At 58.1% G+C, this 20,763-nt stretch carries 19 protein-coding genes; 9 read left to right on the plus strand and 10 right to left on the minus strand.

Translation table 11 applies throughout. The annotated features are described in order from the left end of the window. The first annotated feature begins 124 nt into the window (after positions 1–124). Positions 125–727, plus strand: coding sequence for an alpha-ketoglutarate-dependent dioxygenase AlkB family protein (locus GOX21_RS07060; protein ID WP_170361003.1), 603 nt, complete (start codon positions 125–127; stop codon positions 725–727). Here GOX21_RS07060 and GOX21_RS07065 read toward each other — a convergent pair. Continuing rightward, positions 724–1,545, minus strand: coding sequence for an ABC transporter permease (locus GOX21_RS07065; protein WP_170349587.1), 822 nt, complete (start codon positions 1,543–1,545; stop codon positions 724–726). The genes GOX21_RS07060 and GOX21_RS07065 overlap by 4 nt on opposite strands. A 122-nt stretch (positions 1,546–1,667) precedes the next feature. Between GOX21_RS07065 and cysQ the strand changes: the two genes are divergently transcribed. The 7 genes from cysQ (at position 1,668) to GOX21_RS07100 (ending at position 9,666) form a co-directional block, all read left to right on the plus strand. Continuing rightward, the gene (gene cysQ, locus GOX21_RS07070) at positions 1,668–2,465 is read left to right on the plus strand and encodes a 3'(2'),5'-bisphosphate nucleotidase CysQ (RefSeq protein WP_170376471.1); all 798 of its coding nucleotides are present in this window, start codon (positions 1,668–1,670) and stop codon (positions 2,463–2,465) included. Next, positions 2,465–3,265 carry a 3-deoxy-manno-octulosonate cytidylyltransferase family protein gene (locus GOX21_RS07075; RefSeq protein WP_170349585.1) on the plus strand — a complete coding sequence of 267 codons (801 nt, stop codon included), beginning with the start codon at positions 2,465–2,467 and terminating at the stop codon, positions 3,263–3,265. Before cysQ ends, GOX21_RS07075 begins: the two co-directional genes overlap by 1 nt. Before the next feature lie 70 nt (positions 3,266–3,335). Beyond that, positions 3,336–4,319, plus strand: coding sequence for a UDP-glucose 4-epimerase GalE (gene galE / locus GOX21_RS07080; RefSeq protein WP_170376474.1), 984 nt, complete (start codon positions 3,336–3,338; stop codon positions 4,317–4,319). Between the two features lie 7 nt (positions 4,320–4,326). Then, a complete protein-coding gene (locus tag GOX21_RS07085; RefSeq protein WP_170376477.1) occupies positions 4,327–5,364 on the plus strand; it encodes a glycosyltransferase family 2 protein in 1,038 nt (345 codons plus the stop codon). 166 nt (positions 5,365–5,530) lie between these two features. Then, a complete protein-coding gene (locus tag GOX21_RS07090; protein ID WP_170376480.1) occupies positions 5,531–6,517 on the plus strand; it encodes a glycosyltransferase family 2 protein in 987 nt (328 codons plus the stop codon). Next, positions 6,514–8,214, plus strand: coding sequence for a DUF5927 domain-containing protein (locus GOX21_RS07095; RefSeq protein ID WP_170376482.1), 1,701 nt, complete (start codon positions 6,514–6,516; stop codon positions 8,212–8,214). The genes GOX21_RS07090 and GOX21_RS07095 overlap by 4 nt, the downstream gene beginning before the upstream one ends. Positions 8,215–8,220: 6 nt before the next feature. Then, entirely contained in the window at positions 8,221–9,666 is a 1,446-nt protein-coding gene (locus GOX21_RS07100) for a nodulation protein NodH (RefSeq protein ID WP_170376485.1), read from the plus strand. Here GOX21_RS07100 and GOX21_RS07105 read toward each other — a convergent pair. The 8 genes from GOX21_RS07105 to GOX21_RS07140 all read right to left on the minus strand — a co-directional run bounded on the left by GOX21_RS07105 (position 9,650) and on the right by GOX21_RS07140 (position 18,894). Next, positions 9,650–10,168, minus strand: coding sequence for a L,D-transpeptidase family protein (locus GOX21_RS07105; RefSeq protein ID WP_170349579.1), 519 nt, complete (start codon positions 10,166–10,168; stop codon positions 9,650–9,652). The genes GOX21_RS07100 and GOX21_RS07105 overlap by 17 nt on opposite strands. 56 nt (positions 10,169–10,224) lie before the next feature. Further along, the gene (locus GOX21_RS07110; RefSeq protein WP_170349843.1) at positions 10,225–11,010 is read right to left on the minus strand and encodes an ion transporter; all 786 of its coding nucleotides are present in this window, start codon (positions 11,008–11,010) and stop codon (positions 10,225–10,227) included. Between the two features lie 20 nt (positions 11,011–11,030). Continuing rightward, a complete protein-coding gene (locus GOX21_RS07115) occupies positions 11,031–12,260 on the minus strand; it encodes a class I SAM-dependent RNA methyltransferase (RefSeq protein ID WP_170376488.1) in 1,230 nt (409 codons plus the stop codon). Between the two features lie 57 nt (positions 12,261–12,317). Then, a complete protein-coding gene (locus GOX21_RS07120) occupies positions 12,318–14,150 on the minus strand; it encodes an ABC transporter ATP-binding protein (RefSeq protein WP_170376493.1) in 1,833 nt (610 codons plus the stop codon). Further along, entirely contained in the window at positions 14,147–15,985 is a 1,839-nt protein-coding gene (locus GOX21_RS07125) for an ABC transporter ATP-binding protein (protein ID WP_170376496.1), read from the minus strand. The genes GOX21_RS07120 and GOX21_RS07125 overlap by 4 nt, the downstream gene beginning before the upstream one ends. Before the next feature lie 191 nt (positions 15,986–16,176). Beyond that, positions 16,177–17,331, minus strand: coding sequence for a CCA tRNA nucleotidyltransferase (locus GOX21_RS07130; protein WP_170376498.1), 1,155 nt, complete (start codon positions 17,329–17,331; stop codon positions 16,177–16,179). Further along, the gene (locus GOX21_RS07135; RefSeq protein WP_170361030.1) at positions 17,328–17,933 is read right to left on the minus strand and encodes a CoA pyrophosphatase; all 606 of its coding nucleotides are present in this window, start codon (positions 17,931–17,933) and stop codon (positions 17,328–17,330) included. The genes GOX21_RS07130 and GOX21_RS07135 overlap by 4 nt, the downstream gene beginning before the upstream one ends. Beyond that, positions 17,917–18,894 carry an Hsp33 family molecular chaperone HslO gene (locus GOX21_RS07140; RefSeq protein WP_170349573.1) on the minus strand — a complete coding sequence of 326 codons (978 nt, stop codon included), beginning with the start codon at positions 18,892–18,894 and terminating at the stop codon, positions 17,917–17,919. Before GOX21_RS07140 ends, GOX21_RS07135 begins: the two co-directional genes overlap by 17 nt. 76 nt (positions 18,895–18,970) lie before the next feature. Between GOX21_RS07140 and GOX21_RS07145 the strand changes: the two genes are divergently transcribed. Further along, positions 18,971–19,417, plus strand: a complete 447-nt coding sequence (locus GOX21_RS07145; protein WP_170376501.1) for an NUDIX hydrolase — start codon at positions 18,971–18,973, stop codon at positions 19,415–19,417. Here GOX21_RS07145 and GOX21_RS07150 read toward each other — a convergent pair. After that, positions 19,414–20,685, minus strand: a complete 1,272-nt coding sequence (locus GOX21_RS07150) for a PP2C family protein-serine/threonine phosphatase (RefSeq protein WP_368039994.1) — start codon at positions 20,683–20,685, stop codon at positions 19,414–19,416. The two genes, GOX21_RS07145 and GOX21_RS07150, sit on opposite strands and share 4 nt — an antisense overlap. Between the last annotated feature and the right edge of the window lie 78 nt (positions 20,686–20,763).

Below are 20,763 nucleotides of genomic sequence, written 5' to 3' on the forward strand. Positions count from 1 at the left end.
ACACCATCGCGCGTCCCGGCGTATATAAGGGCGGGATCAGAGGCCTGCAAGCGTTGTAAAACGCAGGTTTTCGGGAATCTGTGGCCTTTTTGGCAAGGTTTTGGCAAGGATCGGGGATTCTCGGATGGCGCGGCTGCTTTTACGCGGTTTTGATATCAGGAAAGCCTGGCTGGACGGGCCCGCGCAGGAGCGGCTGATCGACAGCCTGCGGCCGATTCTGAAATCCGCCCCTTTGTTCCGGCCGGTCACGCCATCGGGTAAGGAAATGTCCGTGCGTATGACGTCGGCCGGGTCACTGGGCTGGGTCACCGACAAGACGGGGTACCGATATCAGGCGCAACACCCCAAAGGCGCGGTTTGGCCTGCGATCCCGGATCAGATTCTTGGTATCTGGCGCGACCTTGCCAGCGCGGATCGCGATCCTGATTGCTGTTTGATCAACTACTACGGCGAAGGGGCCCGGATGGGGTTGCATCAAGACAAGGACGAGGCCGATTTTTCCTGGCCGGTCCTGTCGATCTCACTGGGGGATGATGCCCTGTTCCGCATCGGCAACCAGACACGGGGCGGCAAGACCGAGTCCATCTGGCTGAATTCGGGTGATGTGGTGATCATGGGCGGGCCCGCCCGGCTGACCTATCACGGCGTCGACCGCATCCGGTTCGGGTCTTCGAAACTGTTGCCCAAGGGTGGTCGGATCAACCTGACGCTGCGTGTGGCCGGTTAGCGGCGCGCCTCCCAGCTTTGGGACACATGCTGACGGGAAAAGAAAATTCCCAACAAGCCGATCAGCAGCAGGATCAGCCCCACCCAAAGCGCGTATTCCCAGCTGGTATTGCGAGGAAAATAATTGCGGAAAAGAAAACCGCGGCACTGATCGATGACGTGAAACAGGGGGTTCCAGGTGAACATGGCCAACGTGGCACCGCCCAGCGCATTCGCCACGAACATTTTACCCGAAAAGATCATGTTCAAGCGCCGGTAGATATTGGTCAGGACTGTCACAAAAGTGGGAAACCACGGTCGCAGAGCCATGAAGACGACGCCAATTGCGCAGCCAACAAACCAGCTCAGGATCAACATGCCAAAAGCGCCGCCCGGTTCCTGAATTTCAATTGGCGCGACTGCTACACTGTAAATAAAGAGGATCACGATGATTGTCACAATCTGCGTGTAAAGCGCCCCAAAAGCGGTGGCCAACAGGACGACAACCATGTTCATAGGCGAATGCAGCATCATCGGGTTGTTGCCGGTCCCGACCCCCGCTACCGCGCTGACGGATTTGATATGGGTGATGAACAGAAACACGCCCGACAGCAGAAACAGGACAAATTCGCCCCGGATTCTTGCAATACGTGGTCCCAGGAAAGACAGGATCGTATATAACACCAAAACCAGGGCCAGAACCTGCAAGATGTTGATGATTATGGCCACGACCGCGTTGTGATGCTGGGACCGTATGCTGCGAACAACGGCATGGAAAATCAGCTCGGCCGTTGTGAACGCGCCGCCCAGTAAGGACTGGTTTCGCTTGAAATAATACACCCGAAGCGTCTTTCCCGTTTTTTCGCCTGCAATCTGTCACGAAATTCTTGCCGTTCCGTAACCGGCACATCATAAGGCCGTCAGGCTATTCGATCAACAAATCACAGGAACGGAGCTTTTTTGTGACCTACGACGCCCTCATTCCCGTCATTCGACGGCTGGCCCTGGAAGCCGGTGACAAGATCATGGAGATCTACAATTCGGATGATTTCGACGTAATGGTCAAATCCGATTCCAGCCCGGTGACCGAAGCAGACGAAGCTGCCGATGCCCTGATTTCGGCCGGTCTGCGCGATGCCTTCCCGGATATTCTGCTGGTGACAGAGGAACAGGCAGCCTCGCATTCAGAAAAGGGTGACAGATTCCTGATTGTTGATCCATTGGACGGCACCAAGGAATTCATCAACCGGCGCGGCGATTTCACGGTGAATATTGCGTTGGTTGAAAACGGCGTTCCAACCCGTGGCGTGGTTTATGCGCCTGCAAAGGGCCGCATGTTTTATACACAGGCCGATGGTCAATCGGTCGAAGAGACCGGCGCGTTGGACAAGACGCAGGTTGGGGATGTGGCGCCAATTTCAGTGTCTAATCCGGACAATTCAGCGCTTCTAATCGTGGCGTCGAAATCGCACCGCGATCAGGCCACCGAGGATTACATCAACAAATATCAGGTGAAGGACAGCAAGAGCGCGGGCTCATCCCTGAAATTCTGTCTGGTGGCCACGGGCGAGGCAGATCTTTACCCCCGCGTTGGCCGCACGATGGAATGGGACACAGCTGCGGGCCATGCCGTGCTGGCCGGTGCGGGCGGCAACGTGGTGCGCTTTGATGATCATTCACCGCTGACCTATGGCAAGGACGGCTATGCAAACCCGTTCTTTATCGCCTACGCTCCGGGTGTTGACCTGAAGGAGGCCTGATGTCCGTTCTGATCGCCATTCCCGCCCGCTATGCCTCGACCCGCTATCCGGGCAAACCGCTGGTTCCGCTGACCGGCGCCAATGGCACCGCGATGACGTTGATCGAGCGGTCCTGGCGCGCTGCCTGTTCGGTGTCGGGCGTCGACAAGGTGGTCGTTGCCACCGATGACGACCGCATCCGCGAAGTGGCCGAAGGGTTCGGGGCCGAGGTGGTGATGACCTCGGAAAGCTGTGGCAATGGCACCGAACGCTGCGCTGAGACCCATGCCAACCTTGGCGCTGGCTATGACATCGTGGTGAACCTGCAAGGCGACGCGCCGCTGACACCGCATTGGTTTGTCGAAGACCTAGTCGCTGGCCTGCGCGCCGCGCCCGGGGCGGGCGTGGCCACACCCGTGCTGCGCTGCGATGGTGACGCGCTGAACAGTCTGCTGAACGACCGCAAGCACGGGCGCGTTGGCGGCACCACCGCCGTCTTCGCCGCGGATCACAGCGCCATGTATTTCTCAAAAGAAGTCGTCCCGTTCACCGCCGAGACCTACGCAGGCGAAGAAGAGACCCCGGTTTTCCACCATGTCGGCGTCTACGCCTATCGCCCCGATGCTTTGGCCGCCTATTCCACCTGGCCGGTGGGCCCGCTGGAACAGCTGGAAGGGCTTGAGCAACTGCGCTTTATGGAGAATGGCCGCAAAGTTCTGTGCGTCGAGGTTGAGGCCAAAGGCCGCCAGTTCTGGGAGCTGAACAACCCGCAGGACGTTCCCAAGCTTGAGGAAATGATGGCCGCGATGGGGTTGGATTGAGCCATTTTCCCCCTGACCTGGACACACCTGTTGGCATAGCAGGGCACAAACTTCTTTGTCTGGAAGACAGATGACCAATATTCTTGTAACCGGCGGAGCTGGATATATCGGATCGCATGCCTGCAAAGCGCTGGCGCAGGCGGGCTATACACCCGTGACTTATGACAACCTGATCACCGGCTGGCAGGACGCGGTGAAATTCGGACCGTTCGAACAGGGCGATCTGCTGGATCGCGCTCGGTTGGATGAGGTCTTCGCCAAATACCAGCCCGCCGCCGTAATGCACTTCGCCGCCCTCAGTCAGGTGGGCGAGGCGATGTCCCAGCCCGGCAGATATTGGACCAACAATGTCACCGGATCACTGAACCTGATCGAGGCAGCCGTGGCAGCCGGTTGCCTGAACTTTGTGTTCTCCTCGACCTGCGCCACCTATGGTGAGCATGACAATGTGGTGCTGGATGAAGACACACCGCAACTGCCGCTGAACGCTTATGGTGCCTCAAAGCGGGCCATCGAAGATATCCTGCATGATTTCGAGGCCGCATATGGCCTGAACCACGTGATCTTCCGCTATTTCAACGTGGCCGGTGCCGACCCCGAGGGTGAAGTGGGGGAATTCCACCGTCCCGAAACTCATCTGGTGCCGCTGATGCTGGACGCCATTGACGGCAAGCGCGACGGGCTGACCGTATTCGGCACCGATTACGACACACCCGACGGTACCTGCATCCGCGACTATGTGCATGTCTGCGATCTAATTGATGCTCATGTTTTGGGGTTGAACTGGCTGGAACAGGGCAAGGGTAGTCGGGTTTTCAACCTTGGCACCGGATCGGGCTTTTCGGTGATGGAGGTGATCGACCATTCCAAAGCCGTCACCAACCGCGAGGTGCCTTATTCCATCGGCCCCCGCCGCGCTGGTGATTGCACCAAGCTTGTTTCAGGCTCGGTCCGTGCGGGGCAAGAGCTTGGTTGGACCCCAAAAAGATCAACGTTAGAGACGATGATCAGTGATGCCTGGCGCTGGCATCAGAACGGCAATTACGAAAAGTGAACCATAGGTGACAGATCATGCAGCCGATAATCTTCCCCCCATTGGATGGGTGCAGAAGTACCGGTTGCGTCTGAAACGACGGCGGTTGCTTTGGCGATCCTTTCGCAGCCGCCATCAGCTAGCCAGCCTCAAGGATCAGACCGCGCAAATCAGACCAGGCGCGGTAATGGCCTTCACCTCGCTGCGCAATGAAGTCAATCGCCTTCCGTGGTTCTTCCGCCACTATCGCGGGCTCGGGGTGGATCACTTTCTGGTCGTGGATAACGGCAGCGATGACGGCTCGGTCGGATTTCTGCGCGATCAGCCCGATGTGTCACTGTGGCAGACCTCTAACAGCTATCGCGACGCGCGATACGGTTTGGATTGGCTGACATGGCTGCAAATGCGCTATGGCCACGGACACTGGACCTTGATGGTGGACGCGGATGAGCTGCTGATCTACCCCAACCACGACAGCAAATCCCTGCATGACCTAACAGGCACCTTGGAACAACGGGGCCACATTGCCTTTGGCGCGCTGCTGCTGGATCTCTACCCCAAGGGGCCACTGGGCGCGCAGCCCTATGACCCCGAAATGGACCCGACCAAAACCCTTAGCTGGTTCGATCCCGGCCCCTACCGGGCGCAGCGCCAAAGCCCATTGGGCAACCTGTGGGTGCAGGGTGGCGCGCGAGAACGGATGTTTTTTGCTGACAGGCCGCGGCATTCGCCCACGTTGAACAAAATACCGCTGGTGCGCTGGTCACGGCGCCATGCCTATGTGAACTCGTGCCACTCGGCCCTGCCCCGACACCTGAACACGGTCTATGACGGCCCCGGCGGCAAGACGCCTTCGGGCGTGTTGCTGCACACTAAATTTCTTCCTGAGGTGGTGGACAAGTCATCGACCGAAAAAACCCGACGGCAGCATTTTCATGATCCCGACCTATTTGGGTCATATTATGATGCAATTGGAAACCGCCCCGACATGTGGACGCCTCAGTCCGTGCGTCTTGAGGGCTGGGCCCAGTTACAACAATTGGGTCTGATGGGGAAAGTTTGCTGAAAAGCAGCATATGTGACTAACGGTTTTTAAATTCGTTGCCTTGAAAGATGCATCAATGGCATAAAACGGCACTTGCCCGGCACCACTCTGGATCGTCCAGCCCCCGGGCATGCTCGCGTAACGAAAAAGGCAGTGCAAACGCGTGAGCCTGTTGGATTCATACCGAATGAGATTGCGGCGCAAGCGTCGTCTGGTGCGCTGCCTGCGCAAACGTCGGCAATTAAAGCCGATTTCCGACAAGACCAACGATATCCAACGCGACGATATCTTGTTGATGAGCGTTCTGCGGAACGAGAAAATCCGCCTGCCTTACTTTCTGGAATACTACCGCAGGATGGGCGTCGATCATTTTCTGTTTGTCGACAACGACAGCGATGATGGCTCGGGCGAATACCTGGCAAGCCAACCCGACGTTTCGGTCTGGCGGGCAAATGCCAGCTATAAACAGGCTTCGTTTGGATTGGATTGGTCAAACTACCTGTTGCGAAAATACGCACACGGACATTGGGTTCTGACAGTCGACCCGGATGAGTTCTTTATCTATCCGTTCTGCGACACCCGTCCGATCCGCGCCCTGACCGATTGGCTGGACGGCTGCGCGGTACGCAGTTTCGGCACCATGCTGATCGACATGTATCCGCAAGGACCAGTGGATGCTCAGCCGTATCACGAAGGGCAGGACCCGTTTGAGATCGCCCGCTGGTTTGATGCTGGCAACTATATGATCACAAAGAACCCCGAGTATAAGAATCTGTGGATTCAGGGGGGACCTCGTGCGCGCGTGTTCTTTCGCGACACCCCCTTGCAAGCGCCTGCGCTGAACAAGATCCCCTTGGTCAAATGGGACCGTCGCTATGTCTATGTCAGCTCGACCCATTCGCTGCTGCCGCGTGGCTTAAACCAGGTTTATGACGATTGGGGCGGTGAAAAGACCAGTGGCGCGTTGCTGCACGCAAAGCTGATCAGCACGCTGGGCGACAAAGCCCGCGAAGAGATGCAGCGTGGCCAGCATTACCGCCGCTCGGGCGAATATCGCGCATATGCCCAGGGGCTGGACGAGCAGCCGGTGTTTTGGTGCGACCGGTCCGAGAAATACATCAACTGGCGTCAGCTTGAGATCCTTGGCCTCATGTCGAAAGGAAACTGGGCATGAGCCGTCTGGGCGTTGTTATGCTGGTTCATACAGCACTGCACCGGGCCGAGCAGGTGGCACGGCATTGGACGGCATCGGGCTGTCCGGTGGTGATCCATGTGGACCGCAAAGTGCCGGATCAAGTTTATTCCGATTTCGTTGCCGCATTCGCGGATGAAGCGTTGATCCGGTTCTCGGAACGCCATACCTGCGAATGGGGTAGTTGGGGAATTGTCGCGGCCTCACAATCCGCGTCCGAACTGATGCTTGAGGCTTTTCCGGATGTACATCACGTCTACCTGTCTTCGGGGGCCTGCCTGCCCCTGCGGCCCGTGGATGAGCTGATCGACTATCTTTCTGACCGGCCTCGGGTCGATTTCATCGAAAGCGCCACGACCGCCGATGTCAGCTGGACGATCGGTGGGCTGGATCAGGAACGTTTTACACTGCGCTTTCCGTTTTCCTGGCGCCGGAACCGCAAACTGTTCGACGCTTATGTAAAACTGCAACGCGCCCTCGGGATGCGCCGCAAAATCCCCGAAGGGCTGATGCCGCATATGGGCAGCCAATGGTGGTGCCTGACCCGACAGACCCTGTCGGCCATTCTGCAGGACCCCAAGCGGCAGACCTATGACCGCTATTTCCGCCGCGTCTGGATTCCGGATGAAAGCTATTTCCAGACGCTGGCCCGACTGTATTCCACCCACATCGAAAGCCGGTCGCTGACCTTGTCGAAATTCGACTATCAGGGGCGACCACATATCTTTTATGATGATCATCTGCAGTTGCTGCGCCGCTCGGACTGTTTTGTGGCCCGAAAGATCTGGACGCGTGCTGATCGGCTGTATCAGGCCTTTCTGACCGATCAGAGCAGCGCCATGCGACCAGCCGAACCCAACCCGGGCAAGATCGACCGGGTGTTTTCCAAAGCGGTCGAGCGTCGAACCCGTGGGCGCGACGGGCTGTACATGCAAAGCCGCTTTCCTCGCCACGGCAGTGAGAACGGCCTGACCTCATTCCCTTATTCGGTTTTTCAGGGCTTTGCCGAGCTGTTCGAGGATTTTGAACCCTGGCTGGCTGAGACCACAGGCGCACGGGTGCATGGGCACCTGTTTGGCCCCGCTCGGGCCGAGTTTGCCAACGGGGACACGATCACAAACGGTGCGCTCAGCGATTGTGCGGTTCTGCGTGACTATAACCCAACGGCCTTTATCTCGAACCTGATCTGGAACACACGGGGTGAGCGGCAGTGCTTTCAATTCGGTCCCGGGGACACGCAAAAGATCAGCTGGTTTCTGGCGCGGGATAAGAACGCGCAAATCTCGGTTATCACCGGGGCCTGGGCGATCCCATTGTTCCGGTCGAACATGAATTTCGCCGATATCCGCTGTGAAGCGGCACGCCTTCAACAGATTGAAACCAAACAGCTTGAGGTTCTGGGCTCGGTCTGGACCAAGGCGCAGGTGCGGACCTGGTCCTTGGCCGAATTTGTGGAATCTCCGATGGAGCCCATGCAGACCGTGATCGAGGAAATCGGCACCCATCGCGCGAACCATTTGACCGAGGCGCCAAAAATGGTGGATTTGACTGGCTTTGGACAATTCCTCCAGAACCTCAAAAATCAGGGAATGCATCCTTATTTGGTGGGGGATTTTCCGGCGGATGATATTTTCGGCGCGCGGGTTCGGCCATTCAAGAAACCCTATCTGGTGCAATAGTCTGTCATGACATCCAAGTTCGACTATTTCGTCATCCTCGCCGCGATGCGCACCGGGTCCAACCTGCTTGAGTTCAATCTCAACGCGCTTGAAGGCGTCACCAGCTTTGGTGAGGCATTCAACCCACATTTCATTGGTCGGCTGAAATCTGAAAGTCTGTTGGATGTAACTTTGGAAGATCGTGACGGCGATCCGATGAAACTGGTGCAGGCAATCAAAGATGCACCCGGCGAGTTAAATGGGTTCCGCTTCTTTCAGGGGCACGATAACCGCGTGTTAGAGCCTGTTTTGGCTGACCCACGCTGCGCCAAAATCATTTTGACGCGCAATCCTCTGGACAGTTACGTTTCGTTGAAAATTGCGCGGGAAACCAAGCAGTGGCAACTGAAGAACATCAAACGCCGCCGCGAAGCACAGGTAGAGTTTAATGCGGAAGAGTTTGAATCCTATCTGGATAGACAGCAGGATTTTCAGCTCTTGTTGCTCAATACCCTTCAGCGAACGGGTCAAACCGGGTTTTACATTTCCTATGACGACCTGACCAATCTGGAGGTGCTGAACGGGCTGGCCGCGTGGTTGGGTATATCGGCGCGGTCGGTTTCGATTGACGATACGATCAAGCCGCAAAACCCGGGCCCGACCCTGTCCAAAGTGACAAACCCGGAAGAGACCGAGCATGCCTTGGCTCGGATCGACAGTTTCAACCTGCATCGCACCCCGAATTTCGAGCCCCGGCGCGGATCGACCGTCGGCAATTATGTTGCCGCGCCGCATACGCCGCTGATGTTTATGCCAATACGCGGCGGGCTTGAGGCACCGGTGACCCAATGGATGGCCGATCTTGACTCGGTCAGCACCGACAAGCTGGTCACCAATCTGAACCGCAAACAGATGCGGCGATGGCTGCACGCTCATCTCGGACACCGAAAATTCACGGTGCTACAGCACCCTCTGGCACGGGCGCATTCGGCCTTTTGTTCCAACATCCTCAGCACCGGGCCCGGCGCTTACCTGAAAATCCGAAATATGCTGCGCAACCGATTCAAAATTCCGATCCCGGGTCAGCTGCGTGACGGCAATTACCCGGTTGATCAGCATTATGAGGCGTTTTCGGCTTTCCTAATCTTCCTACGCCAAAATATGTCCGGACAGACGCCCGTTCGTGTGGATGGAACGTGGTGCAGCCAGTCTCAGGTATTAGACGGAATGGCATCCTTTGCTCTGCCTGACCTCATCCTGCGCGAGGATGAGATCGCAACAACCCTGCCCGATCTAGCCAGACGGATGGGGCATCACAGCCCACCAACACCCGGGTTTTGCGCGCCGGAAATCCCGTTCACGCTGGCCGAAATTTATGACGACAGATTAGAAACGCTGGCGGCTGAGGCCTACCAGCGCGACTATGTGCAATTCGGGTTCGGGGATTGGGAACCAGTTACGGGCGCAGCGTGATCAGTGTGCCCTTGTTGACCATCGCATAGATCTCTTCGATCTCTTCATTCTTGACGGCGATACAACCGGCGGTCCAATCCGCTGTCTTCTTGGCGCGTTTCAGTTCCGACCGCTTTTTCGGCTGACCGTGAATGAAAATATCACCACCCGGATCAACACCGGCCGCCTTGGCCTGCGCGATATCATTGGAATTCGGATAGGAAATCCCCAGCGACAGGTGATAGCGACTGTTGGGGTTGCGACGGTCGATCAGATAGCTGCCTTCGGGCGTGCGGCCATCACCGCGCTTGGTCTTTGTACCATCTGGCGCAAAGCCCAGATCGACTTTGTATTCCTTGAGAATGGTTTGGTTGTGCAGAAGATACATCTTCCGCGCGCCCTTGTTGATGACCAAAGAAGTCACCTCAGGGCCATCATATGTCAGAAATCGTGGGCTAGCTGTGGCACAGGCCGAAAGGCCCAGCGTTGCCATAGCGCCCAATCCAAATGCTCGACGATCCATGTTTCACTGCCTGCTCTTTTTTTTCAGCATTATGCCAGATTTCCGAAAAACTGAAATCACTTTTTGATGTGCTGCTGTTCGGTCAGGCGGCGCTCGATGCTTTCCAGCCGTTCCAATACTTCGTCGCGATAGGCGTCAGTTCGCACTTCATCCTCGGCATGATGCGCATCCTGCATCGAGTTCACAATCAGACCGACCAGCAAGTTCACGACCGCAAAGGTGGTGACCATGATGAACGGAACAAAGAACAGCCAGGCATAGGGATAGACCTCCATCACCGGGCGGACGATGCCCATGGACCAGCTTTCCAGCGTCATGATCTGGAACAGCGTATAGGCTGACAGACCTAGGTCGCCGAACCAGTCCGGGAAAGTGGCCGAGAACAGCTTGGTCGAGATCACGGCACCGATGTAGAACAGGATCGCCATCAACAGGAATACGCTGGCCATGCCCGGCAGGGCCGAAATAAAACCCTCGACCACCCGCCGCAGGCGCGGCGCGACCGAGATAACCCGCAGTACCCGCAGGATTCGCAACGCCCGCAATACCGACAGCCCCCCGGCGCTGGGGATCAGGGCGATGCCGACAACGATAAAGTCAAAGACGTTCCAGCCGCTGAGAAAGAACCGTCGCCCGGTCGCCAACAGCTTCATGGCGATCTCGGCCACGAAAATGGCCAGACAGATTGTGTCCAGCGTCACGATCAGGGGTCCCGCGGCCTCCATCAGGGTTGGCGATGTCTCCATCCCCAACAACACAGCATTAAAGATGATGACCGCAGTGATGAACCGGCCAAAAGTGGGATGTTCGATGATGGTCAGCAGACGCTGATTGAAGCCCATATTGACACTCTCCTGTCTGCTCATGATGCGGGGCCCCATACAAACCGCGCGGCAAGTTCCGTGTGTGACGACCATCGAAATTGGTCCACCACCTGTACCCATTCAAGAGTGTAGCCCGCATTAATCAGCGTTTTTGCGTCCCGTGCGAAGGTCACCGGGTTGCACGAGACATATGCAATCACCGGGCGCTGCGCCTGTGCCAGTTCGGCAACTTGCGCCTCGGCACCAGCGCGGGGCGGGTCCAGCACAACAGCGTCAAAGGATTTCAGCTCATCGGGCATCAGCGGGCGGCGGAACAGGTCGCGGGACTCGGTCGTGACCCGTTTCAACCCTTGCGCGCGGCGCCAGCCCTGATCCAGCGCATCCGTCATCGCGGCTTCACCTTCGACTGCGTGTACCTCGGCATTTTCGGCGAGGGAGAGTGAGAAAGTCCCACTGCCTGCAAACAGGTCGGCAATACGCTTCGCACCCTGTATTGCCTGCAAAACCGCCTGTAACAGAGCCTGTTCCCCGTCTTTTGTCGCCTGCAGGAATGCTCCGGGCGGTGGCACAACCCCAGCACCCCCAAAGCGTTGCATCGGAGGTTGGCGCATTGCGATCACTTCACCATCCCAGCTAAGCCGCGCCAAGCCGTGCTTCTCGGTTGCCTGCGCCAATGCCAGTTCCAACGGCCCATCCAGCGGTTTGCCACCCTTGACGGCCACATCCAGCCCGCCTTCGGACAAGGTCAGTGTCACGGCCAGCACGCCCTTGCGACTTCCGCCCAGAATAGCCAGCGCCTCGGCCACCGGTATGGCAGCAATCAGGGCCGGGTCCAGCAGATGACAATCGGGGATTTCGGTGATCGTGTCGGACGCTCGGCCATGGAATCCGGCCAGCGTGCCCTTTTTGGTTCGACGCACGGCGATCGTGGCACGGCGGCGCGACCGCTCGGGCGAAGTATGGATCGGGCGCATCTGCGCTTCTAGCCCCTGCGCCGCCAGTGCGGTGCGCACCACTTCGACCTTCCAGTCGGCCACAAAATCATCTGCTGCGTGCTGCAATTGGCATCCACCACAGGCCTTGTAGTGACGGCAAGGAGGTTTCACCCTTTGGTCCGAGGGTGTTTCAACCCGTATGTCAGTCAGCAGCTGCCCTACTAATGTACCACTTACCACCTCACCTGGCAGGGTACGCGGCGCGTAAACAGGGCCGTCAGCAATGCCGTCTCCCTGATGACCCAGGCGATTTATGGTGAAGTGTTGCGTCATAAGGGGCCTGATACCGGGGCTTTGCGCGCAACAAAACCCCCTAGCACGCTTTGTGCGTTATTCGGCGGCTTCGGCCTGAATGAACCCGCCCGATTGGCGATGCCAGAACCGCGCGTACAACCCGCCCTGCTCCAACAGCGCGTCATGGGCGCCGGATTCGACGATCTGCCCCTGATCCAGGACGATAATCCGGTCCATCTCGCTGAGCGTGGACAGGCGATGTGCAATCGCCAGGACCGTCTTGCCCTGCATCACCCGGTGCAGGGCGGTTTGAATCGACGCCTCAACTTCGGAATCCAGCGCCGAGGTCGCCTCATCCAGCACCAAAATCGGCGCATCTTTGAGGATAGCGCGCGCCAGAGCGATCCGTTGCCGCTGCCCACCGCTGAGCTTCACACCGCGTTCGCCCAGATGCGCGTCATAGCCGCTGCGGCCATGGGCATCCTGTAGGCTTAGAATAAAATCATGCGCTTCGGCCTTTTTCGCCGCTGCAATCATGTCGTCTTCTGACCCGTTTGGGCGGCCATACAGGATATTCTCACGCGCCGAGCGGTTGAACATCGCAGTTTCCTGCGTGACCATGCCGATCTGACTACGCAAACTGTCCTGCGTTACCTGGCTGACATCTTGCCCATCAATGCGAATAATGCCTTTTTCCCCGTCATAGAGCCTGAGCAACAACGAGACCAAAGTGGATTTCCCAGCACCCGAGGCCCCAACAATTCCCAGCTTTTCACCCGGATGCACGGTCATGCTCACATCGGACACACCGCCCACATCGCGACCATAGGCAAAGCTGACATGGTCGAAATCTATCCGCCCCTCGGTCACTGTCAGGTCAGTGGCTTGCGCGGCGTCCTCGACCCGGTCGCGTTTGGCAAGCGTCTTCATACCGTTCTCGACTTCACCCACATTCGCGTAGAGCCCCATCAGTGTGAAACTGACCCAGCCGGTCATCTGCGCAATTCTGATCGAAACCGCGCCAGCCGCCACGATATCACCCGCCGTCGCAATCCCGTTTCTCCACAAAAGCAGCGTCGCGCCCAGCAAGAGGACTGGAAGAACCCCGGCCAGCACCATCAGGATAAATCGGAAGCTGGCGGACAATGCCCCGAAGGCCAACATCTTTTCGCGTAGATCAACCATCGAGTTTCGCGCGGCCTGATCCTCAAACGCAGAATGGGCGAACAGCTTTACGGTCTTGATATTGGTGATGGTATCAACCACTTGCCCGGACACCATGGCGCGCGCGCCAGCCCGCGCAGCAGACCGGGCGCGAATGCGTGGCAGATACCAGCGGATCAGCAGAAAATACACCACTAGCCACCCGGCGAAAGGTAACATCACCAGTGGATGAATAGACCCTAACAAGAGCAAAGAACCGGCAAGTGAGGCCAAGGCAAACACAATTGCACTGATTGTCTCGGACACGACCGAGGCCAGCGCATTCGACGTCTGCATCTGTTTCTGCGCGATCCGGCCTGCAAAATCATCGTCGAAATAAGTGACCGATTGGCCAAGGGTCCAGCGGTTCAGCTTGGCCAGCACCAGCGGCGGCACATTGGGCATGACGATATAGTTGTTCGTCACCGAAGACAGCCCAAACAGCGCCGGGCGCAGCAACATGAAAAATGCCACCACGCCCAAAATCATCCACATATTATCTGCGTTGAAAAAACCCTGAGGTCCATTTTCCGAGGCAAGATCGATAACCAGACCCAACATCCAGGCCGTTCCTGCCTCCATCGCGCCAGCCATGGCCGAAAAACTGGCCGCGACAAAAATCATCGGCCACGCGCCGGACAGGCACCAACGGATGAACGCCCCCAGCGTTTGCGGCGGGGGCGTCTCAGAGTTTTTGAACGGATCTATAAGATCGGCAGCCTTCATTCCGCAGCCTCCGGGTTCAGGAAGCCCCCAGATTGCCGCGCCCAGAACTGGGCGTAAAGCCCCCCGTGCGCCAACAATTCGGAGTGCCCGCCCTGCTCTACAATCCGACCTCCATCCATAACCAGAATACGATCCATCTGCGCAATGGTGCTCAGCCGGTGGGCAATGGCGATCACGGTTTTACCTTGCATCATGCCGTAGAGGGTCTCCTGAATCGACGCTTCGACCTCGGAATCCAAGGCAGATGTCGCCTCATCCAACAGCAGGATCGGTGCGTCTTTCAGGATCACCCGCGCCAGCGTCACCCGCTGCCGTTGACCACCGCTCAGCTTTACACCCCGTTCTCCCACATGTGCATCATATCCGGTGCGTCCCTGCGGATCTTGCAGGTCGAGGATGAATTCATGCGCCTCGGCCTGTTTGGCGGCGGCGATCATCTGTTCCTCGGATGCCTCGGGGCGACCATAGAGGATGTTGTCGCGTACCGACCGGTGCAACAGCGCGCTGTCTTGCTGAACCATGCCGATATGGCTGCGCAGACTGTCCTGCGTTACGCCCGCGATGTTTTGGTCGTCAATCAGGATCGCACCCTGTTCCACGTCATAAAACCGCAAAAGCAGCTTAACTAGGGTCGATTTTCCGGCACCGGACCGCCCGATCAGACCAATCTTTTCACCCGGTTGAATGGTCAGGTTTATATGATCCAGCCCACCGGTTTTGCGGCCATAGTGATGCGACAGGTTGCGGATGTCGATCTGACCTGTGGTCAGTTGCAAAGGTTTCGCATCCCGCGCATCCAGCAGGTCGATAGGCTGGGCAATCGTCTCCATCCCTTCAGCCACCACACCAAGCTGGCGGAAGAAACTGGTCAACGCCCACATGATCCAACCGGTCATCGCATTCAGTCGCAAGGTCAGTGCGGTCGCCGCTGCCACCACACCGACCGTGGCACTGCCCTGCATCCACAAGGCAATGGCCCAACCGACAACACCAACGATCAGCAGGCCGTTCAACGTCACCAGAACCACATCCATAATGGTGAAGATCCGCATCTCAACCTGGAAGGTGCGACGGGTTTCAGCGATGGCTTCGCGGGCATAGTCCAACTCTTGATCATTATGCGCGAACATCTTGACCGAATGGATGTTGGTGTAACTGTCCACCACCCGACCCGTCACCGCCGAGCGCGCATCCGACGCCGCCTTGGACGCCGGTCCGACCCGAGCGACCGTCCAGCGCACCAACAATGCATATAGTGCAAACCAGATCAGCAGCGGCAACAACAGGCGCGGATCGGCCGCCATCAACAGGATCGCCGCCCCGATCAGATAAGCCAGCGAGAAGGAAATCGCATCGAAAACCTGAAAGACGGCCTCACCCGCGGCGGGGGGCGTCTGCATGATCCGGTTTGCGATACGGCCCGCGAAGTCATTCTCGAACCACCCCACGGACTGACGCAGCACATGCTTATGCGCCCGCCAACGTATGATGGTGCCAAAGTTCGGCAGGATCGTGTTGTTCAGCAGTAGGACATCGACCACATGCAGCATCGGCCGTAACAGCAGCACAAACACAGCCATCAGAATCAATTCAGTCCCGTGGGCCTGCCAGACCTCAGCCGGAGGGCCAGACAACAGGTCAACCACGCGACCCATGTAATAAATCAGCCCGACCTCGACCGCGGCGACGATGACTGAAATCAGCGCGGTCCAGAAAAACACCCGCATGAAAGGTCGGGAATAATCCAGCATAAACGGCCACAGCCGCGTGGGCGGTGTGTCGGTCTCGGTATAGTCGGCAAAAGGGTCAACAAGGTTTTCGAAATAGCGAAACATGGAGAGTGCTCCGATTGAGCAGTAAATAGGTCATGCGAAGAAAGATGGCGCCAGAACACCACCCCTACGGGTCAAAGTGTTCCGGCTTTAGCCGAACCAGATCCCGTAATACATTCGCATCCCTCCATTCATGTGACAGGCGCACGAAACCACAAAGAAGTTGATTTGTCATCCCCTTTTGAGACTTCGTTTCAGATGCTCAGCAATTCCTCGCGGGTCAGCGCAAAGCCTGATGCAATCCAGCGCGCCTCAAGCTCGGCCAGTTTTTTGCCCAGCGCGGGACCGGTGAAATCGGGAATCAGGTCGGTGGCCTTGATCGGGAAATCAGCCTCAGCCCCTTTGTGCAGATCGGTGCGCAAGGTTTCGCTCCACGGCTGTTCAAGGAAGGCACAACGCAGCAAGGTTTCGTGCAAGCCGCCCTCTTCGCCATAACGAAACCCCAGTTCGGCAACGCTGGCAGTACCGGATGCCTCATCCCGCATGCGGGTCAGACGTTGTAATTGCGCCTTGCTCAGGCGCAGGGTCTTGGCGATATCCGGTGTTGCGATTGCGGCCAGACGCCGAATTGACTCAGGGGCGGCCCCGGCCTGTTCCTCTAAGGCTATCAACGGTGCCAACGCACGGTCCTCGGCCCCTGGCAGCAGCCGGGCCAGAACTCCCGATTGACGCATCGCGGCAATCGAGGGTGCCGGATCGGGTGCGCCCATAAGTTTCAGAAGTTCGGCCCCGACCCGTTCACGAGACAGGCCCTCTAGCCCGTCCAGATTAGACGCAATCGCCGCCAGAGCGTCCGGATCAAACCCAGCCTCGGCATCGCCATACCAGGCGTGAAACCGGAAATACCGCAGGGATCGCAGGTAATCCTCTCGAATGCGGTTCTCGGCGTTGCCGATAAAGCGCACGCGGCGGGATTGCAGGTCGGGCAGCCCGTTCAACGGGTCGAGAATACTGCCATCGGGTCGCGCATAGATCGCATTCATGGTGAAATCGCGGCGCGCGGCGTCCTCTTCCACCTTGTCTGAAAAAGCCACCACCGCCCGGCGGCCATCGGTTTCCACGTCGCGGCGAAAAGTGGTGATCTCATGCGGGGCACCGCCACTGACAACGGTGATCGTGCCGTGGTCGATTCCGGTGGGGATGGCCTTGAGGCCTGTTGCCTGCGCCAGCTCCATCACCCGTTCGGGGCGGGCATCGGTGGCGATATCGATATCCGAGACCGGCGCGCCCAGCAGCGCGTTGCGCACGCAACCCCCGACGAACAACGCCTGCGCACCAGCGCCCGTCAACGCCGCACAGACCTTTTGCGTTGCCGGGTCAGTAACCCAGGCCTCAGAAATTCGCGTCATTCATTCACCCGTGCGGCCAATCCCCGCAACATTCGGGCCGTCGCGCCCCAGATGTAGTAGGGGCCGAACGGCACCGTGAAATAATACCGTTTGTGACCGCGCCAGCGGCGCGATTCAACGATATAATTCGCGGGGTTGAGGACATGTGCAAGCGGAACCGAAAACACCTCGTCCACTTCGCCCGGTTCGGGGGTCAGTTGAAACGGTTCGCGCAGGATTGCGACAACCGGTGTAACGGTAAAGGACGTGACGGTTTCATGAGACGATAGGTGGCCCAGGATCTCGGGCAAGTCGGGCGGCAGACCGATCTCCTCCTGCGCCTCACGCAGGGCAGTGGCGGTGACATCTACGTCGCCTTGATCCTGCTTACCGCCGGGAAAGGCGATCTGGCCGGGGTGGTGTTTCAGAGCCGAGGATCGTTTCGTCAGAATCAGCCGCGGCGTGTCGCCAATCACCGTAATCGGAACCAGCACCCCCGCCGGGCGCAATTTACGCCCTTCAGGCAGGATGGTTTCGGGGTTCAGGTCGAAATCGCTTGAACCATGGCCGGGGCGGCGCAGGGCCGCCCGCAGCTGGTCCGTAGGATCAGGCGTCGTCCGCATCAAAGCCGACCGAGCCCGGTTCCAGTATGTAATGTGCGCCACAGAACTGACAATCGGCGGTTACCTTGCCTTCGGGCGTAGTCATCTTTTCGATGTCCTTGGCCGAATAGATCGACAGGCTTTGCCGCACACGATCTTCCGAACAGGTGCAGCCGAATTGCACGGACTGAGCGTCATAGACCCGCGGCTGTTCCTCGTGAAACAGCCGGATCAGCAGGTCGGTCGGCGCCACCGAAGGCCCGATCAATTCGAGATCCTCGACCGTATCCAACAGGATGTTGACGCGGCCCCAGTTTTCACTCTCTTCCCCGTCGACCAGATCTTCGGCGGTCAGGATCTGCCCCCCACCTTGTCCGTCCGCCACAAAGGGCGAGGCCTTGGGCATGTGCTGCAGCATCACCCCGCCCGCGCGCCAATGTTCACCGACGCCCGGCTCGGTCGATTTGCCAAAGCTGAGCGAGAACCGCGTCGGCAGCTGCTCGGATTGTGCGAAATACGCCTCGGCACAGGCAGAGATCGAGCCCCCCGCCAGCGGAGTGATCCCCTGATACGGCTGCGTGCCTTCACCCTGGTCGATCATGATGGCGAAATAACCCTCGCCCACCTGATCAAACGGCCCGCCATCGGTCAGGCGGTCGCGATCATAGCTGGCATAGGCGCGGATGCGGGCCGGCTCACCCTCGACCTTGGGCGCAAAGTAATCGGTCGCGATCATGCGCACCGGGCCCTTGGACTGCACCTGCAAAGACAGTTTCCAACGCAGCGAAACGGTCTGGCCGATCAACGCGGTCAGCAGGGCCATCTCGGCCACTAACGCCTCGACCTTTTCGGGATAGTCATGCTGCTTCAGGATGCCGTCCAGCACGCCATCCAGACGGGCTACACGGCCGCGCATATCCGATACATCAAGTTGAAAGGGCAGGACAGTATCGTCCCACGCGATTTTCGTTCCAAGAGACATGGGGTTTCCTTACACGCCACGGGTTGGCATACCGGCACCATATAGGTTGAACAGATTGGGTTTGAAGGGGCCATACATGATCAGACGGTTCGGTGAAACCCCGGAAAAAGGGCGTACATATACACGCAGACCGGGTGTCTATGCGTTGCTGCCGCAAGGAAAAGACCTGCTGGTCACGTGGTATGACGACGGGCTGAACCCCGAATTGCAGCTGCCGGGCGGTGGCATTGATCCGGGCGAATCCCCGATTACCGCGCTGCATCGCGAAGTGTTCGAAGAAACCGGCTGGCTGATCGCCGCCCCGCGGCGGATCGGTGCGTTTCGCCGGTTCACCTATATGCCTGAATATGACCTTTGGGCCGAGAAAATCTGCATGATCTACAGCGCCCGTCCAGTGCGCCGGATGGGACCGCCTCGCGAAGAGTTTCACGAAGCACTTTGGATGGAAACTGCCGTTGCGGTGCAGATGCTTGGCAACGAGGGGGACCGTCACTTTGCCACCCGACATCTGAACAGTTTCTAAACCCCGTTATATTCAAAGAACACGGCGGACACGTCATCATCCATGCCGCTGCCCGGTACCATGGCCTGCGTCAGGCGCCAGAACATATCGTCCAGAAACTCGGTACCGCTGCGGTCGGGCGCACAATCGCGGGCCATCTGCTGCAGGCCATCTTCCTCAAGCAAGCCGCCATCGGCCAGACGACACTCGGTAAAGCCATCAGAATACAGCATCAGTTTATCGCCAGGGTGCAGGTAAGTTTCGATCCGCTGAAAGGACACATCGGGCAGCAAACCGATGGGCAAGCCACCCTCGCCCAGAAATTCGGCACTACCGTCTTGGCGCAATACAAGTGGATGCGGGTGCCCGGCCTGCACCATCTTAAGATGCCCGTTGCGCAGGTCGACAATAGCATAAACCATGGTGAAATATTCTTCGACGCCGGCATCGGCCATCAGGCGGCAATTGAGCATCTCGGCCACCTGTTCGGGTGGCAGCAGAGCATAGAACTTGTCAAAGCGTTTTTCCATCGCCACGTTCTGATCGAAATGATTGCTGGACAGATAGCCGCCCAATCGCGCCGTCATCATCGCCGAGGTGATACCGTGGCCCGACACGTCAATGCTGTAAAACCCCAGCCGATTGACCCCGGGCGAGAACATCCCCACCAGATCACCGCCAATATGCCCGCAGGGTTTCAGCAGCATGCTGACCCGCGATTTCCCGAAATCCCGCGTCAGTTCGGGGACAAGGGATTCCTGAATTTTCCGGGCCTGAATCAGGTCTTTGTCGATGGCATCATGCGCCACGCGCAGGTCTTCTAACGCGGATTCGATCATCCGGTTCTTCTCGGACAGTTCGCGCTGCATATCCAGAATCCGCGCCCCGGCCGAGATCCGCGCGCGCAGCTCATCCGCCTCAAGCGGTTTGATCAGGAAATCGTCCGCACCAGCGTCCAGCCCGCGCGCCACCTCTTGCTTTTCACTTTTTGAGGTCAACAGGATGAAGTAACTGTATTGATCACTTTCCAGTGCCCGGAAGGCACGGCAGAATTCCAGCCCGCTCATCCCCGGCATCACCCAATCGCTGAGAACCAGATCCGGCGGGTCGGTGGCGCACATCTCGATCGCGGCGTCGCCGTTATCGGCCTCTAGCACCTCAAAGCCCCACTTTTTCAGCGAGGCCACCAGAATACGACGTTGCAGCCGGCTGTCATCGACGACCAGCACCTTTTGGATCGCGCCAAAATCCTGATCGGACCTGGCCTCTGCCTGACTGCCCTCTGCCACCTGAACCCTCTGCACTGTGACCTTTACGGAACGCAGCGACCCTAGCGCGGGGCGGTTTAACATCCGGTGAAGGCGTCT

Source organism: Ruegeria atlantica, from assembly GCF_013032005.1.
Taxonomy (GTDB): domain Bacteria; phylum Pseudomonadota; class Alphaproteobacteria; order Rhodobacterales; family Rhodobacteraceae; genus Ruegeria; species Ruegeria atlantica_A.